Annotated in this window: 14 protein-coding genes; 2 read left to right on the forward strand and 12 right to left on the reverse strand. The window is 64.3% G+C overall.

The annotated features are described in order from the left end of the window. Positions 1 to 70: 70 nt before the first annotated feature. A complete protein-coding gene (locus FEV16_RS02930) occupies positions 71 to 952 on the reverse strand; it encodes an alpha/beta hydrolase (RefSeq protein ID WP_138166086.1) in 882 nt (293 codons plus the stop codon). Between the two features lie 173 nt (positions 953 to 1,125). Between FEV16_RS02930 and FEV16_RS02935 the strand changes: the two genes are divergently transcribed. Together FEV16_RS02935 and FEV16_RS02940 are read left to right on the forward strand one after the other, a co-directional pair. After that, positions 1,126 to 2,091 carry an acetyl-CoA carboxylase carboxyltransferase subunit alpha gene (locus FEV16_RS02935; protein WP_138166087.1) on the forward strand — a complete coding sequence of 322 codons (966 nt, stop codon included), beginning with the start codon at positions 1,126 to 1,128 and terminating at the stop codon, positions 2,089 to 2,091. Positions 2,092 to 2,246: 155 nt separating this feature from the next. After that, positions 2,247 to 3,491 carry a murein L,D-transpeptidase family protein gene (locus tag FEV16_RS02940; protein ID WP_138166088.1) on the forward strand — a complete coding sequence of 415 codons (1,245 nt, stop codon included), beginning with the start codon at positions 2,247 to 2,249 and terminating at the stop codon, positions 3,489 to 3,491. 238 nt (positions 3,492 to 3,729) lie between these two features. Here the strand turns inward: FEV16_RS02940 and FEV16_RS02945 are convergent, their stop codons facing one another. From FEV16_RS02945 to FEV16_RS02995, 11 genes are read right to left on the reverse strand one after another with little or no spacing between them, the layout of a single operon-like run. Next, positions 3,730 to 5,046, reverse strand: a complete 1,317-nt coding sequence (locus FEV16_RS02945) for a cobyrinate a,c-diamide synthase (protein WP_138166089.1) — start codon at positions 5,044 to 5,046, stop codon at positions 3,730 to 3,732. After that, positions 5,043 to 5,807, reverse strand: coding sequence for a precorrin-4 C(11)-methyltransferase (gene cobM / locus FEV16_RS02950; protein WP_138166090.1), 765 nt, complete (start codon positions 5,805 to 5,807; stop codon positions 5,043 to 5,045). Before cobM ends, FEV16_RS02945 begins: the two co-directional genes overlap by 4 nt. Continuing rightward, complete coding sequence (locus FEV16_RS02955) at positions 5,804 to 6,220, reverse strand: cobalamin biosynthesis protein (RefSeq protein WP_138166091.1); 417 nt, start codon at positions 6,218 to 6,220, stop codon at positions 5,804 to 5,806. The genes cobM and FEV16_RS02955 overlap by 4 nt, the downstream gene beginning before the upstream one ends. Further along, positions 6,199 to 7,401, reverse strand: a complete 1,203-nt coding sequence (cbiE, locus tag FEV16_RS02960) for a precorrin-6y C5,15-methyltransferase (decarboxylating) subunit CbiE (protein ID WP_138166092.1) — start codon at positions 7,399 to 7,401, stop codon at positions 6,199 to 6,201. Before cbiE ends, FEV16_RS02955 begins: the two co-directional genes overlap by 22 nt. Continuing rightward, positions 7,398 to 8,150 (reverse strand): precorrin-3B C(17)-methyltransferase, encoded by a 753-nt coding sequence (gene cobJ / locus FEV16_RS02965; protein WP_138166093.1) that lies wholly within the window; start codon positions 8,148 to 8,150, stop codon positions 7,398 to 7,400. Before cobJ ends, cbiE begins: the two co-directional genes overlap by 4 nt. Then, positions 8,147 to 8,911, reverse strand: a complete 765-nt coding sequence (locus FEV16_RS02970; protein WP_138166094.1) for a precorrin-2 C(20)-methyltransferase — start codon at positions 8,909 to 8,911, stop codon at positions 8,147 to 8,149. The genes cobJ and FEV16_RS02970 overlap by 4 nt, the downstream gene beginning before the upstream one ends. Then, the gene (locus FEV16_RS02975; protein WP_138166095.1) at positions 8,908 to 9,540 is read right to left on the reverse strand and encodes a precorrin-8X methylmutase; all 633 of its coding nucleotides are present in this window, start codon (positions 9,538 to 9,540) and stop codon (positions 8,908 to 8,910) included. Before FEV16_RS02975 ends, FEV16_RS02970 begins: the two co-directional genes overlap by 4 nt. Beyond that, positions 9,537 to 10,817 carry a precorrin-3B synthase gene (gene cobG, locus FEV16_RS02980; protein WP_138166096.1) on the reverse strand — a complete coding sequence of 427 codons (1,281 nt, stop codon included), beginning with the start codon at positions 10,815 to 10,817 and terminating at the stop codon, positions 9,537 to 9,539. Before cobG ends, FEV16_RS02975 begins: the two co-directional genes overlap by 4 nt. Continuing rightward, the gene (gene cobN, locus FEV16_RS02985; RefSeq protein ID WP_138166097.1) at positions 10,801 to 14,100 is read right to left on the reverse strand and encodes a cobaltochelatase subunit CobN; all 3,300 of its coding nucleotides are present in this window, start codon (positions 14,098 to 14,100) and stop codon (positions 10,801 to 10,803) included. Before cobN ends, cobG begins: the two co-directional genes overlap by 17 nt. A 6-nt stretch (positions 14,101 to 14,106) precedes the next feature. Next, positions 14,107 to 15,141, reverse strand: a complete 1,035-nt coding sequence (gene cobW / locus FEV16_RS02990; protein WP_138166098.1) for a cobalamin biosynthesis protein CobW — start codon at positions 15,139 to 15,141, stop codon at positions 14,107 to 14,109. Further along, entirely contained in the window at positions 15,141 to 15,800 is a 660-nt protein-coding gene (locus tag FEV16_RS02995; RefSeq protein ID WP_138166099.1) for a CbtA family protein, read from the reverse strand. The genes cobW and FEV16_RS02995 overlap by 1 nt, the downstream gene beginning before the upstream one ends. Positions 15,801 to 15,808: the final 8 nt, after the last annotated feature.

Here is a 15,808-nt window from a genome sequence, read left to right on the forward strand (position 1 = left end):
TCACGCTGTTTGCATTTGGGCGATTACGCCCTATTGCAGCGTGATCTAGCGATCGGCGCGGCCCGCCATTTTATGGACATTTGCGGATAAAATCGGCGATGCGCAGAATCGTCGATTGATCGAGCAGCAACGGCGCATGACCCTGGCCTTCGACTAAGGCCTGCTCCAGACGAGGCGCGCGTCGCGCCATCTCCTCGAAAACCTCTGGCGAGAGAATATCCGAATTTGCGCCGCGGATGGCGAGAATGGGAACATGCGACAACGCGTCGAAGTCGTCCCAATGTTCTTCTGGCGTGACGTCAGGTTTTACGCCATCGAGCGTATGCGACAATTCCGGATCGTAGCGCAGCAGAACTTTGCCGTCTTTCTCGACGAAGGTGAGGCGCGCATAATCCTCCCACTCCTTCGCCGACACGCCGGAAAAATCGACGCCGGCGGTCATTCGCATCAAGGCGATCGCTTCGCGCATGGAGGGGATCGGCGGCAGCTTGCCGACGTAGCGCTTGATGCGAAGCAAGCCGGCATGCTCGATCTTCGGTCCAATGTCATTGAGCACGGCGCCGCCCACGACGTCCGGCCGCCGCGCCGCAATGCGCATTGTGTGAAGACCGCCGCGCGAGGTGCCAATGAACACAGCTTGCTCGACGCCGGCGTCAGAAAGCTGAGCCGCGATGTCGTCCTGCTCGACGTCGAAGTCATAGCGCCGCCAATCCTGATCCCAATCGGATCGGCCGCGCCCACGGTAGTCGAGAGCCAGCACGCGTCGGCCGTCGGCTTGCAGCGCTTTGGCGATGCGGTCGAAATCATCGGCCGAGCGGGCCAACCCCGGTAGACAAACGACGGGCAGCAATCCTCTCTCGCCGTCGGTTGGCGCGGGATAGTCGAAATAGTGCAAGCGCAGGCCATCGGCAGCGCGGATAAAGCGGCTAATCGGCTCTTGCGCAGACGCCATGGAGTGACCATTCCTGCATTACGATGCCCGCCCGTTCGCCCGCGACAGTTACGCCCCCAATCGCGTTCCGCAACTGCGCCGTGGGCGCTCCGGGTTCCTTGACTTAAAGGCTGGTTGCGGCGAGTTTGCGCCCGCCTGTAAAGGGCCTCTCTCCTAGGGAAATCGCCCTCTCAATGCGTTCCTATCTCGATTTTGAAAAGCCCGTCGCGGAACTCGAAACCAAGGTGGACGAGCTGCGCGCGCTGGCAGAAAACGGCGAGGCTGTATCAATTGGCGAGGAGCTGAGCAAACTCCAGGCCAAGGCCGCCAAGGCGCTCGCCGATCTTTACGCCGGCCTCACCCCCTGGCAGAAGATTCAGGTCGCGCGGCATCCGCAGCGTCCGCATTTTTCTGACTATGTGCAGCAGCTTATCGATGAGTTCACGCCGCTCGCGGGCGACAGGCTTTTCGGCGAGGACGCTGCGATTGTCGGCGGCTTCGGGCGCTTCCGGGGAGAGCCGATTTGCGTGATCGGTCAGGAGAAGGGCTCGGACACGGCGAGCCGGCTGCATCACAATTTCGGCATGGCGCGGCCGGAGGGCTATCGCAAGGCCGTCCGCTTAATGGAGCTTGCCGACCGCTTCGGCCTGCCGGTCGTCTCGCTCGTCGACACGGCCGGCGCTTTTCCTGGAATCGACGCCGAAGAGCGCGGTCAGGCGGAGGCGATCGCCCGCTCCACCGACGTGTCGCTCTCGCTCGGCGTGCCGAATGTCGCCGTTGTGGTGGGGGAGGGGGGCTCCGGCGGCGCAATCGCCATCGCCGCCGCGAATAAGGTGCTGATGCTCGAGCACTCCGTCTATACGGTCGCGTCGCCTGAGGCCTCGGCCTCGATCCTGTGGCGCGACTCCGCCAAGGCGCAAGAAGCCGCGACGAGCATGAAGATCACGGCGCAGGATCTCTTAAAGTTCGGCATCATCGATCTGATCGTGACGGAGCCGCCGGGCGGCGCTCATCGCGATCCAGAGGCGGCCATCGGCGCGGTGGGGGAGGCGCTCGCCAAGGAGCTTGCGGACTTGGCGAATTTTTCGCGAGAGCAGCTGAGAAACGCCCGCGCTGAGAAATTCATGGCCATGGGCCGGAAGCTGGAAGAAAAGCGTTAACGCAAATCTCGAAAGATTCGCCTTGAAAGGCGCAGAGGCGCCAATTTCTGGGTGATTCGGACACGTTCTCGTCCCAATGTTCCTTTTTTGTGGTCATCGCGACAGCCTCGCTTTTTGAGCCATCGCGAGGCGACGGCGCCGCTAGAGGGGACAAGATGAAGATTCAAGGCACAGCGCCGGCTCTTGGGCTTGCCGCCTTGGGCGCCTTCGGACTTTCCGGCTGCGATCAGGGCGGTCTCGCGCACCGCTCGCTTGCGCCGATCCCCTCCGAGACTGTCGCCTTGATGGACCAGGTCGGGACGTCTAAGGAAGCGCCGATGCTGATCCGCGCTTACAAGAAAGAAGCGGAGTTCGAAATCTGGAAGATGCGGTCAGATGGCCGCTACGTTCATCTGAAGACCTATCCGATGTGCCGCTGGTCGGGTCAGCTCGGTCCCAAGCGCCAACAGGGCGATCGCCAGGTGCCGGAAGGCTTCTACGCCATCGGCCCGGCGCAGATGAATCCTAATTCGAACTATTATCTTTCCTTCAACGTCGGCTATCCGAACGCCCTCGACCGCGCGCTGGGCCACACAGGCGGCGATATCATGGTGCATGGCGCCTGCTCGTCGGCGGGCTGCTTCTCCATGACCGACAAGCAGATCGCTGAGATTTACGCGATCGCCCGCTCGTCGCTTAACGGCGGCCAGCGCGCGATTCAGATGCAGTCCTTCCCATTCAAGATGACGGCGGAAAATCTCGCCAAGCATCGGCTCGATCCGAACATCGGTTTCTGGAAGCAGCTGAAGGAAGGTTCCGATCATTTCGAAGTGACCTTGCAGGAGCCGCAGGTCGCCTTCTGCAATCGGCGCTATGTATTCAACGCGACCAGCGCCGCTCCTCTCGACCCCAACGCCGCCTGTCCGGCGCTCAAGCAGGATCCCGAAATTGCACAGGCGGTGGCCGAGAAGTCAGCGCGTGACGACGCTAAAATTGCTGAGCTTGTCCAAAGCGGCGTAAAGCCGGTGCGCGTCGTCTATCAGGACGGCGGTCAGCACCCGAGCTTCGCTTCGCGTATTTCTGAAGTCAGCCGGCCTGAAACGATCGTTCCGCCGACCGAAATCGCGCTCGACGACAAGCCAGGCCTTGGCGGTGGCGTTGGCGCTGGACAGCCGGCCGCCAAACTTGCCGGCGCATCGCCAGCCGTGACTTTGGCGGGCGCGAAGGCCGCTGACGAAAGCAAGCGCACGCATGTCGCAATGGCGCCGACGCACGGCGATCGCCGCGAAATGTCCGCGCTCGCCGCTTCAGAGCCGGTCCTCGCGAACAAAAAAATCTTGCGCCCGAAAGACGCATCTGGGGAGGACGCGCCTATCCCGCCCGCCTCCATCGGCATCAGGAAATCCACCACAGTTCATTAGTCGCAATCTTTTCGAATTCTTGATAATCCAAGCAGACTTAAAGCCGCGTCCTGACGCGGCTTTTCTTTTGTGCGCGGTGAAATTACGGCCACGGCTCAGTCACGTGACAAAAAATCCTTGACTCTTGTGCGGCGCAGCAATATAACAGTGCGACGCAGCGAGAGCTGTCTCGCTTCGTAGCCCTCCTTGGGCGTTTCCTCCCTTGACTTGGGCCGCTGGTTCTTCCGGCGGCCCTTTTTTACGCCATGAGGTGGAAAAAGGAGCCGGAAACGCCGTTGCGCGTCAGCCCGGCGGGGCGCTCATCCTCGCTATAGGCGTCCTGCGCCAGCGCGAAAGGCGCGCCCTCTTCGCGCAGAACAGTCGCATAGTGGAACTCATGCCCGCGCAGTCGGAATCCGAGGACGCCCAACGGGTGATCTGCCGCCAGTCTCGCGTGGCGATAGCCGAGATGCAGCTTCCGCTTGGCGAAGCTCGTTTCCAGTTCGAGCAGTCCCGCCATTTCATGCGCCTCGCCAGCCGCATCGATCAGGGAGCGGCCCAAAACCATGTAGCCGCCGCATTCGCCGTGGACCCAGCGTGCTTCAGCGAAACGCCGCAACCCGCTCATGAAATTTTGAGCCGCCGCCAGCCGCCCGGCGTGCAACTCCGGATAACCGCCGGGCAGCCAGCAGAGATCGCAATCATTGGGCGGCGCCTCGTCGGCGAGCGGCGAAAAGAAAAAGAGATCTGCGCCGGCGTCGCGCCAACTCTGTGCGAGATGCGGATAAAAGAAGGAAAAGGCGTCGTCGCGCGCGACCGCGATGCGCTGGGCGGGGGGCGGAAACGCCCGCTCCCTGTCCCTCTCCTGCCTAGCGGCGCGAGATGTGACGCTGCGCACGCCCTCGATCACCGCCGTGACATCCACATGCGTTTCGACGAAATCAGCGAGAGCGTCGAGACGTTGATCGAGATCTTGTGTCTCGCCAGCCTGCACCAGGCCGAGATGGCGTTCGGGCAGTATGATCTTCTCGTCGCGCGGCAGCGCGCCAAGCACTTTTATGCCGAGCGCCTCTATTGCTTCAGCAGCGAGTCTGCGATGGCGCTCTGAGGCGACGCGGTTCAACACGACGCCTGCGACTTTCACGCGCGCGTCATGCGCAGCAATTCCGCGCACGATCGCCGCCGCCGTCTGCGCCTGGCCGGAAACGTCATGGATCAGCACCACTGGCCAGCCGAGCATGGCGGCGATGTCGGCGCTGGCGCCGACGCCAGCCGCTCCACCTGGCGCGCCGTCGAAAAGCCCCATGGCGCCTTCGGCGATCACGATGTCCGCGCCTTCGCTTGTGCGCGCGGCGAGGCGCGTGATCAAATCCGCATCCATCGCCCAGGAATCGAGATTGACGCTGGCGCGGCCGGTCGCCGCTGCGTGAAAAGCGGGGTCGATATAATCCGGCCCGCATTTGACGGGCGCGACGCACGAGCCGCGCCGCGTCAGCGCTCGCATCAGACCGAGCGTCAGCGTCGTCTTGCCCGACGAGGAGCGGGCGGCGCCGATCAGCAGGCCGGGCGCGTTCACCTTTCGCCTCTGGGCCGGAAGCGCCGATCATAACCCGCGTCATAGAGCGCGCTTTCGCGAAAATCTTCGCTCGCGAGCGCGCGCCCGACAAGAATGAGCGCGGTGCGGTCCATCGGCGTTTCGGCTGCGCGCGCGTCGATGTCTGCGAGGGTTGCGCGCACGATGCGTTCATCCGGCCATGAGGCGCGATAGACGAGCGCGACCGGACAGTCGGCGCCGTAAAAAGGAGTCAGTTCGTCCACGACTCGCGCGAGAACATGAATCGAAAGATGGATCGCGAGCGTTGCGCCCGATTGCGCGAAAGTCGCAAGCTTTTCATTCTCTGGCATCGACGATGCGCGACCTGACGTGCGCGTCAGCACCAGAGATTGCGCGACTTCGGGCAGGGTGAATTCGCGTTTCAACGCAGCGCTCGCCGCCGCAAAGGCTGGGACGCCCGGCGTCATCGTGTAAGAGATGCCGAGCGCGTCGAGGCGTCGCATCTGTTCCCCGACTGCGCTCCAAATCGAAAGGTCGCCGGAATGCAGCCGCGCGACGTCAAGCCCGGCGTCATGCGCCTCTTTCATTTGAGCGACGATATCGTCGAGCGACAGCGGCGCCGTATCGACGATGCGCGCGTCGGCTGGACAATGCGCAAGCACCCCCGCAGGCACGAGCGAGCCGGCGTAAAGGCACACCGGACATCGCGCGATGAGATCGCGCCCGCGCAAGGTGAGGAGATCGGCGGCGCCAGGACCGGCGCCGATGAAGTGCACGGTCATGAGTTTTCCTCTTCGCCGCGTTTCGCAAGAGCGCAGGCGGCGACCGGCGTCGTCACGCGCGGCGCGACGAGGCGGCTGTTCGCGCCGGCGCCGACGAGCGCCGCGGCCTCGGCGACGCTGCCGACTCCAAAGAGCGCCTGCACGCGTGGCGAATGCGTCGCCGCGGGGGCCTTGCGCGCGCGCAGCGCCGCGAGCGGCAGAAAGACGAGTTCGACGCCGAGTTCGCGCGCGGCCTCGTGCAGCCCGGCTTCCTCCGCCTTGCTTTCGAGCGCATATAGCCTCGCCTCGCGCAGATCGACATTATGCGTCTCAGCAACTCGGCGCACGAGTTCGACGATATCCTGCGCGGCGACGCCCCGTCGTGCGCCGAGGCCGAAGGCATAGAGCGCGTTCATCTCTTCACTGCGCGCCATTGCATCACCGCCATCGCCGGATCGAGCGTGTGAAAGCGGCCGATCGGGCGCGCATGCGCAATTTGCAGATGCAACAGCTCGCCGCCCTTTTCGTGATAAGCGCCAGCGAGAAGCGACTGTGTCTCTATCGTAACGGCGTTGACGACGATGCGCCCGAAGCGGGGCAGAGCGATCCATGCGGCGTCGAGCGTGGCGGCGTCTGCGCCGCCGCCGATGAAGATCGCCTGCGGCGGTTCGAGTTCCGCGAGCGCCTCCGGCGCTTCGCCATCAACGACGCGCAAATCTGGAACGCCGAGCGACAGCGCGTTGCGCGCGATGCGCGCCGCGCGCGCGTCGTCACGCTCAATCGCGATGGCGCGATTTGAGGGGTCGCTCAGCATCCATTCGATGGCGATGGAGCCCGCGCCTGCGCCCACATCCCACAGCAATTCGCCCTTGCGCGGCGCGAGCGCCGAGAGCGTCACGGCGCGAATGTCGCGCTTGGTGAGCTGTCCGTCATGCTCGAACCACTCGTCGGGCAGGCCCGGCGCAAGTGGAACGACCTGCGCGCCATCCTCGGCCTCGACTTCAACGGCGACGGTGTTGAGCGGCGCAATGTCGTTGAGAGCGAACGCGTCCGCGCGCGCATCGCGCATGCGCTCATGCGGACCGCCAAGACGTTCGAGCACATAGAGGCGCGATCCGCCCATCCCGCGCTCGACAAGGCATTGCGCGAGGCGCGCTGGCGTCGTCTCGTCCCATGAAAGCGCGATGATCCGCGCGCGCGGCTGCAAATGCGGCGTCACGCGCTCAAAGGCGCGGCCGTGCAGCGAAAGAAGCGCGCAATCCTGCTGGCTCCATTTGAGCCGCGCGGCTGCGAGCGAAAAGGCCGAAGGCGCCGGAACGCAGAAAATCTCATCGCGCGCGACATGACGCGCGATGAGATCGCCGACGCCATAGAAAAAAGGATCGCCTGAGGCGAGGATGACCGTCGGCTTGCCGCGTCGAGCAAGGATGTACGGCAATGCATCAGTCAGCGGCGAAGGCCACTGCAGATGTTCCGCTGGCGAGTCGACCATGGCGAGATGCCGCGCGCCGCCGACAATCAGCGAGGCTTGCGCGACGAGCGCGCGCGCCGCTGGCGTCAGCGCGTCGGCGCCATCTTCGCCAAGCCCGATCAGCGACAACCACGGCGCGCTCATGTCGCTTTCCGCGACGTATAGACCCAATCGCGGGCGCCCTCGCGCGCAACGCGGCGCGTGCCGCTCGCGCCGATCACGACAAGCGTCGACATGTCGACCTTGTCGCCCTCGGCTTCGTCGAGCCGCGTCAGAATGATCTCCTCATTCTCGCGGCCCACAGATTTTGCGAGGCCGACGAAGGTGTCGCCGGGAAGGTGACGACGGAGCAGCGCGAAAGCGTCATTAATGCGCGTGGGTCGAGCGCGCGACGCCGGATTGTAAAGCGCGATGACGAAGTCGCCTTGCGCCGCATGTTCGAGCCGCTTGGCGATGACGTCCCAGGGCTTGAGATTATCGGACAGCGAGATCGCGCAAAAGTCATGGCCGAGCGGGGCGCCGAGCCGCGCCGCCGCGGCTTGCATCGCAGAGACGCCGGGAAGCACGCGAATGTCGAGATCGCGCCACTCGCGCGGGCCGCAATCGACCGCTTCGAACACCGCCGCAGCCATGGCGAAAACGCCGGGGTCGCCGCCCGAAACGACGGCGACGCGGCGACCTTGCGCGGCGCGCGCGAGCGCTTCCTGCGCGCGATCAATTTCGACGCGATTGTCGCTTGCAAGCCGAGTCTGACCCGCGCGTTCGGGCACGCGCGCGACATAGGGCGCATAGCCGATAATGTCCTGCGCCCCGTCGAGCGCCTCTTGCGCCTCGTGAGTCAGCCACCGGGCGTCGGCCGGACCGAGGCCGACGATGTCAAGCGCGCCGCTCAAGGGCGCCGACCTCGCCCTGGCACAAGCGCCATCGAGAAATAGGGCGCCTCATCATCGCGCTTGTCCTCGAAGCGCATGATTTTCTCGCCGGGCATCGCGCCGCGCTCGACGTAGATTGCGCGATCGATGACGCCGGCGCGGGCCATTGCGCGACGCAGCTTGGCGAAATTGCCGCCGAGTTTCATCACCACGGCGGCATCCGTTTCGGCGAGACGCGATGCAAGTCTGTCTTCATCGAGCGTCGCCGGTAAAACGGTGAGAATGTCGTCGCCCCAGGCCATCGGCTGGCGCGCCGCGGCGAAACATCCCGACATGCCGGAGACGCCAGCGCAAATTTCGATGCGGAAGCGCGAGTCGAGCCGCGCGAACATATGCATGAAGGAGCCGTAAAGCAGCGGATCGCCTTCGCAGAGCAGCGTCACGTCGCGGCCCGCTTCAAGCACGGCGCGAATGCGCATGACGCAGTCTTCGTAGAATCGCTGAAGCGATTCGACATATTCCGGCCGATCGAATGGGATTTCCGTCGTCACCGGATAATCGAGCGCAATCTCTTCGCAGTCCGCTGCGAGATAGGGGGCGGCGATGGCGCGCGCCTGGCTCGCGCGTCCGCGCTTGGCGAAAAAAGCGACGACTTTCGCCGCGCCAATGAGGCGCGCGGCCTTTACCGTCACAAGCTCCGGATCGCCGGGGCCGAGGCCGACGCCGATCAGCGCGCCGAGCGCGGCGACGCCTTCCTGAGATGTTGACGCAAGCGCGTTCATTCCTTTTCGCTCGCGAGCGCGTTGATGGCGGCGGCGGCCATGGCGCTACCGCCCTTGCGGCCTTTCACGATGACGAACGGAATGCGGCCGTCTTCGCGCAGCGCTTCCTTTGATTCCGCCGCGCCGACAAAACCGACAGGCATGCCGATGATGGCGGCTGGCGGCGGCGCGCCTTCGTCGATCATCTCGAGCAGGCGGAACAAGGCCGTCGGCGCATTGCCGATCGCGACCACAGCGCCGTCCAAGCGATTGCGCCACAACTCCAGCGCAGCGGCGCTGCGCGTATTGCCGATCTCGGCGGCGAGCGCCGGCACGCTCGGTTCGAGCAGCGTGCAGACGACCTGGTTTTCCGCTGGCAACCGCGAGCGCGTGACCCCATGCGCGACCATGTTGGAGTCGCACAAAATCGGCGCGCCTCTTTGCAGCGCATCGCGCGCCGCCGCGACGAATTCGGGCGAGAACTCGATATCGTCGGCGAGCTCCACCATGCCGCAGGCGTGGATCATGCGCACCGCGACCTTTTCCTGCTCGGGCGTGAAACGCGTGAGATTTGACTCGGCGCGAATGGTCGCAAAGGAGCGCGCGTAAATCTCTCCGCCGTCGTGGATATAGTCGAAGCGGAGGGTCATTGCGGCCGTCCGGCCGCGCGCGCGGAAAGTTCGCGCATCACCGCTTCGAACGTCAGCGATCTGAAACGCGGCGCGCCGTCAGCGCCGCCGTTCTCGATGAGATCGAAACCCTCGGCGCAGGCAAGCAGCGTGATCGGCGACGCGCTCTGGCGCGCACAGCCCTTTGCGCAGCCCGAAAGATGCAGGCCGACGCCGTCAGCGCCGACAATTTTTTGCGCAAGCGGCGCCAGCTCCATGACATGCGCGCGGGTCTCAGCGAGCGCCTGCGGGCATTCTGGCGCGCCGGGACAGGCGATGACCGCGAGGCGCTGGTCATTGGACGATGTGATGAGATCATGATCTTGCGCGCGCGAAATGACGCGTCGCGCGGCCTCATTATCGGGCGTGACGATCAGCAAGGCGCGCCATGGCGTAAGACGCAACTCGCCCGTTCCCTCGTCTTGCGCAAATTCTGCAACAGCCGCGAGTTCGTCTGCACGCCAGCGGCCGAAAGGCGCGCCGACGCCCGCGTAAGCGACGGCGCCACAGCGTTGCGGACCAAAAATGCGCGCGCGAGGTGCAATCGTCCGCGATTCCTTAGAGACGCGCATCGTCAGCCCAGCCGCGTCGGGCAGCGCTTCGGCGCCTAGCGCCTCAACCAGCGTGCGGACGCGTTTGAAGGCATAAGCGTGTTGCGCGCGCAGCTCAACGAAGGCGCGCGCAAAACGCAACCCAACGTCGAGCGCTTCGTCGGCGGCGACGAATACTGCGCGATCGGGAACGCCGGCGATGCGGATCGCGACTTCTCCGTTTGCAATCGCTTCGATCCGAATGTCGGCCTCGACGTCGGCAAGCGACAGCGCCCCGCCGTCATCAAGCATGAACAGGAATTTCGGCGGCAGCGCGCGCAGCGTCGCATCGCGTTGCAGTTCGCCGGCGAGGACAGCGGCCATCTGGTTGGCGTCGAAGGCGCCCGGCGCGAGCCCGGCGAGCGGCGACGCGATGATATTCGTGACGCGCTCCGCGTCAGCATTCGGCGCAAGCATGCCGATCGCATCGAGCCGGCGCAGAGCTTCGGCGATCGTCGCCTCGCTGATGCCGCGCAACTGAAGTTGTGCGCGCTGCGAGAGGTCGATCAATCCATTGCCGCAGGCTTTGGCGATCTTCGCGATCCCTTGCGCCTGGGCCGCGCTCATGCACGAGCCGACCGCCTTGGCGCGGATCAGCAAACCATCGCCGCTCGGCATCGGCGCGAAGGCTCCAGGACACCAGCCTTTGATCTCAGGCCTCGGCTGCAAAACGCCCTCCCTCTTGGCGTTCGACATTGCTTAAGGCGTCGCGCACGCTGTTGCGTTGCGTATTCCACATGCCGCGCGCGAGCGCTTCGCTAAAAACGCGCGCGATCGCCGTGAGCGCGCGGGGATTTTCTGCGGCGAGAAAATCGCAGATCGCATCATCGCCCAAGGTGGCGTCAAAAGCGAGATCGAATTGCGCGTCGCTTATGAGACTGCTTGTCGCGGCGAAAGCATAGAGATTGTCGATCGTTTCGGCAATTTCGCCCGCGCCGCGATGACCGTGCCGCATCTGGCCTTGCAGCCATCGTGGATTTGCGAGCCGCATGCGCAAGATGCGCGCAATCTCGTCTTTCAAAGCGCGTGTCCGCAGTCGCTCGGGCCGAGTCGAATCGAGATGCAACAGATCGGCGTCGCCGCCGAGCATCGCGTTGGCGGCGGCGAAACCGCCTTCAAAATCGGCGAATGCGGGTCCGATCAAAACGTCGACCTCCGCCATGTCCTGAACATGGACATGCGCATCAGCCGCGGCGACGCGTTCGCAGAACGCCGCGACAGCTTCGTTGCTCTCTCCCGCGCGATCATAAGCGTGACCCGCTGCGGACAAATAGGCGCGCGCAAGATCATCGCGATTCGACCATTCGCCATGAACGACGCGGTCGCTGACGCCAAGGCCGTATGTTCCGTCAGCGGCGCCGAAGACACGGCGCAGATCGTCGGCCGTTTTCAGCGGATTGAACTCGGCGTCTTCATCGAGCGTGGCGACAGCGCGCACGGCGTCGTCGAACAGCGCGATGAGCCCCGGGAACATGTCGCGAAACAGTCCCGATACCTGCAGCGTCACGTCGACGCGCGGAAAGTCGAGCCGCGCTTGCGGCAGAATTTCAAAGCCAATGACGCGCGCGCTTGCGGCGTCCCAATGCGGCGCGACGCCGAGCAGCGCGAGCGCCTGCGCGAAATCTTCTCCGCCCGTGCGGATCGTCGCGCTGCCCCAGAGATCGAGCATGATGTGGCGCGGGAATTCGCCATGCTGTTGCGCGTGACGCGTCATCACTTCGGCGGCGGCGCGCCGGCCGATGTCGTGAGCTGTCTGCGTCGGCGCATGACGCGGATCGATGCAATAGAGATTGCGACCCGTGGGCAGGACGTCGGCGCGTCCGCGTGATGGCGCGCCGGCAGGTCCGGGTTCAATGAAACGCCCCGAAAGGGCAGCGATGAGCGCTTCACGTTCGGCGCTGGCGCTGGCGTCGCGCGCAGGATCGCGATCGGGGCGGCCGAAGACATGCAGTCCGTCGCCGATGCGCATTTCTTTCAGATCGCACATCCAGGCGTCGAGTCGAGTCAAAGTCTCGGCGATGTCCATGTCGCGCGAGACGCCGCATTCCGCTGTGAGACCATTGCGCTCGGCTTCGTCGATGATGGCGCCGGCGATGAGTTTCGCGCGTCGCGAATCGAGCGCGCTCGCCGTCGCATATTCATCGAGCAGCGTTTCAATCTTCGCCGCCGAGTCAAACAGTTCGGCGTCGACGAGCGGCGGGGTCAGATGGCCGATCGTCACCGCGCAGGTGCGGCGCTTCGCCTGCGCGGCTTCGCCGGGATCGTTGACGATGAAAGGATAGATGAGCGGCGTCGGGCCGAGCACGGCTTCCGGCGCGCATGTCTCAGACAGCATGACCGACTTGCCTGGAAGCCATTCGAGCGTGCCATGCGCGCCGAGATGAATGAGCGCGTCGATCTTTCGCACATGCCGCAGCCAGAGATAGAAGGCGACATAGGCGTGGCGCGGCGGGCGCTGAATGTCGTGATAGGTCTCGTAACGCTCAGTGCGCGCGCCACGATCATGCTGCAGCGCGATGACGAGCTTGCCAGCTTCGAGGCAGGAGAAGCGGAACGCTCCGTCGATAACAGCAGGGTCGTCCTGAGGCGCGCCCCAAGCGTCGTTGACGCCCATGACGAAATCAGCGGGAAGCGCGGTGAGCCAGTCGCGGTAATCGGAGAGCGAAATGTCGACGGTTTGCATCCCCTCTTCAAGGGCGCGGACCATCCTCAACGGACGGCTAAGGACTGGATCGACGTGATATCCTTCGTCGATCAGCGCCGAGATGATCTCATACACGCTCGCTTCGGCATCCAATCCGATGGCGTAGCCGCCGCGGCCGCGTCGCGCCGGATAATCCGAAAGAATAAGCGCGAGACCCTTCTCTTTGTTGGGCTTGCGCCGCAACCGCGCCCAGTTCAGCGCAAGATCAGCGACGAAATCGATGCGCGAGCGTTCCGGCCCATGGCGCGTTTCGCTGAATTCCGCCGCCAGACGCAGCGGCGCTTCTTCCTTGAAGGAAATCGCGCGCGTGAAAATACGTCCGTCAACTTCCGGCAAAACGACATTCATCGCGAGATCGGCGCCGTTCGCGCCGCGCGTCGATGACGCCCAGGTTTCGCGCGATGACGTCGCAAGAGCGACTTGCAGCACTGGCGCTTCGGCGAGGTCGAGAATGCTTCCCGCGTCGCGACGCGCCGAAAAGGCTGTGGCGTTCACTATGACGTCGGGCGCGAATGTTTCGAGCGAGCGCGATACGAAGACTTCGCTCTCGGCCTCTTTCAGGCTCGCGACATAGATCGCTTCGACGGCAAACCCGCGCTCAGCCAGAGCATCTGCGAGCGCGACGATCGGCGCGGAATCATCGGCGAGGAACATCGCGCGATAGAAGACGATTGTCGCGCGCAACGCGCCGCCAGCGCGGCATGCGGCGTCAAAACGCCCGGCGTTGGCGACCGGCGCGCTCTCGCGCCACTGCGTTGGATGGCCGGCGAGAGTCGATGCGTAACAGAGGAATGAATGCAAATTGTCAGGACCGCCGTCCTGAAAAAAGCGCCAGATCCGATTGAGCGCCTCTGCGTCGAGCGTTGAAGCCTGTTTCAGCCGCGCATCGTCATGTGCATCGCCGGGCACGATCGCGAGCGAGATTGAATTCGCGCGCGCGAGCGCTGCGAGCTGCTCGACGCCGTACACCCAATAATCCTTGCCGCCGAGCAGGCGTACGATAATGAGCCGTGCATGTCGCGCGACGGACTCGAGATAGAGATCGACGGAGTAGGGGTGCGTCAATTGCGCAAGCGACGCGCAGCGCAGGCTCGGAAGAGTCGGGGCTCCTTGTTCATAGAGCCGCGCAATCAACCGCAACTCCGAGTCCGAAAAAGATAGAAACACAATTTCCGCGGGAGATTGTCCAAGGTCGACCGCCGCGCCGGCGTCGTCGAGATTATGGAGATCGCGTGGGAGGAGATGCATCGCGCCTCACGGCTGCGCCAGCGTCGCAATAACGGCGTCGCGATTGAGGCCTTTCTCGCCGATGATCACGACGCGACTCATGCGCTGCTCGTCGGGCTTCCAGGCGCGATCAAAATGATGCTCGACGCGCGCGCCGACGCCCTGCACGAGCAGCCGCATGGGCTTCCCGACGACTTCAACGAAACCTTTGATGCGCAGCACGTCGTGCATGCGCGCCGTTTCGGCGAGTCTTGAAACGAGCGTCGCCGGATCGTTCACGGGCGAGAGAGACACGACGAAACTATCAAAGTCGTCGTGATCGTGTTCCGGTTCGGCGTCATGATGCGACGGACGGTTCGCAATATCATCCTCGGCTGCTGCGGAAAGGCCGAGCAACACGAGCGGATCGACTCGCCCGCTGCTGGCGCGCACGACCTTCGCCGCTTGACGCGCGCCTTGCGTCAGACGGCTGGCGACTTCTCGCTCTTCGTCGTCGTCGAGCAGATCGGTTTTGTTGAGGATGATGAGATCGGCGCAGGCGAGCTGATCTTCGAAGACCTCTTCAAGCGGATTGTCGTGATCGATGGTCCGCGCATCTTCACGCTCCTGCGCGATCGCCTCGAGATCATCGGCAAAACGGCCTTCCGCGACGGCCTTGCCGTCGATCACGGCAATAACGCCGTCGACGGTGAGCTTGGAGCGGATCGCCGGCCAGTCGAACGCCTTGACGAGCGGCTTTGGCAGAGCAAGCCCAGACGTTTCGATGATGATGTGGTCGGGACGCTTCTCATGCGCGAGCAGCGCTTCGATCGCCGGGACGAAATCATCGGCGACGGTGCAGCAGAGGCAGCCGTTGGCGAGTTCGACGATGTTCTCTTCGGGGCAGTTTTCGACGCCGCAGGCGCGCAGGATGTCGCCGTCGACGCCGACATCGCCGAATTCATTGATGACGAGCGCGAGGCGCCGATCTTTGGCGTTTTCGAGCACATGGCGAATGAGCGTCGTCTTTCCCGCGCCGAGAAAGCCGGTGACGATCGTTGCGGGAATTTTGGCGCCGCTCATCACGCCTCCTGTTCGCGCGACAAGAGCCGCCAGACGAGACCGACAAGCGCGCCTGCGAGCGCCCAGCTGATCGCCTGAACGGCAAGCGAGGAGGCCGCAAAGCGCGCGGCGAGTTCCGCCGGCGCCGTGCTTTCCGGAGTAGCGGGCTGCGGCGCGAAGAACTGCGGCGCGACGATCAATGCGACTCCGGCGATCTTCGCCGCCGTCGAGTCGAGCCGCAATAGGGCGAAGAGTCCGGCGCCGGTCGAAACCGCCGTCGCAATCCACCAGATTTGCCTCGCGGCGAGTTCCGTTTCCGCCATGCCAGGAAGCTGCGGCGCGAGGCCGAGAGCCGTCGCCAGTCCAGTCGCCGCGAATGCGCAGGCGCCCCACAGAGCAGCGCGTCGCGGCGCGATGGCGTCGCCCGAGAGAAGCATCGCGGCGAGCAGAATAAGAGCGTAGCCGATCGAGACGGCGATCGTCGCGACGCTGGTCGCCGCCGTGCGGCTTAGGCCTGATAGCGCAAGGCTTGCGTCGGCGCCCTCATGCGCATGCTGCGCTGTCTCATAAACCTCGGCGGCGAGGATGAGCGGCGTCGTCGTGAAATGCTGCAGGGCTGCGACCGCAAGCCCTGCGACAAGGCCGGCGATGACGCCGGTCGTCAATACGCGCGCGATCAAGCGCGTTA

The organism is Methylocystis sp. B8 (assembly GCF_005771425.1).
In the GTDB taxonomy this organism is placed as follows: domain Bacteria; phylum Pseudomonadota; class Alphaproteobacteria; order Rhizobiales; family Beijerinckiaceae; genus Methylocystis.